1 protein-coding gene is annotated in these 973 nt (G+C 63.4%); it reads right to left on the bottom strand.

The window, feature by feature from the left end; all coding sequences use genetic code 11:
* Window positions 1-881, bottom strand: an 881-nt coding sequence (locus BST44_RS29185; protein WP_142274745.1) for an IS481 family transposase, incomplete at its 3' end; no start/stop codon positions are given.
* Window positions 882-973: the final 92 nt, after the last annotated feature.

Here is a 973-nt window from a genome sequence, read left to right as displayed (position 1 = left end):
GGACGGCTGTGGTTGTAACCGTGCACCCAGGCATCGATCGCCTGCTGGGCGGCTTCGATGCTTACGAAGGGGCCTGCGGAATCCAGGAGCTCGCGGCGCAGCGTCTTGTGAAAACGTTCGATCTTGCCGGTCGTCGTCGGTGATCGGGGTTTCGTCAGCCGCGTGGTGATGCCGTTCTCCCGACAGATCCGTTCGAACAGCACCTCAGCCGGATACGGCTTGGTGAACCGGCCCGTGAACTGCTTCCCGTTGTCGGTCAACACTTCTGAGGGCACGCCGTAGGCGGCCATGGCCGCGGTGAATGCCGCGCAGACCGCGCGTGCCCCCGGCTGGGCAACGACAGTGGCCATCACGACGAACCGTGCATGGTCATCGATGCCGGTGACCAACTTGCACTCACGACCATCGGCGAGGAACACCCCGCCCATGATGTCGATCTGCCACAGCTGCATCGGGGCGTCGCGCTGCCAGCGCCGGTACTTGCGCTTGTGGTTCTGCTGCTGCGCGGTGATCAGGCCATGACGCACCAAGATTCGGTAGACGCTCGACCGCGACGGCGGCGCGTCCACGCCACGAAGTACCAGCTCGTGAGCGATGCGTTGAGCACCCCAGCGCGGATATGTTCGGCGCAGTTCGCAGACCATCGCCACCACCGTCGGCGACAGCTCGTTCGGCGACGTCAACGGCCGACGCGACCGATCGGCCAATCCCGGCAAGCCGAAGGCCTCATACCGGATGACCCATGAGTGCACGGACTGCCGCGACGCCCCGCACTCCCGTGCCACCTGGCTTTTGGGAACTCCGTCGAGGACCTGCAGGACCGCACGATATCTGTGCTCAGTCACCCAATCGGCGGAATCACCGGCCGTCTCATCGCTCACAGAACGAGCATCAAACCAGACCGTCAAAGATCTGCTGAACCCGTCAAGGATCTCTAGAACCCCTGCCGTCCAACATGTCTTGAACCTTTACA

The organism is Mycobacterium scrofulaceum (assembly GCF_002086735.1).
In the GTDB taxonomy this organism is placed as follows: domain Bacteria; phylum Actinomycetota; class Actinomycetes; order Mycobacteriales; family Mycobacteriaceae; genus Mycobacterium; species Mycobacterium scrofulaceum.
The sequence above is the reverse complement of the archived record's forward strand: the minus strand, read 5'-3'. Positions and strand labels throughout refer to the sequence as shown.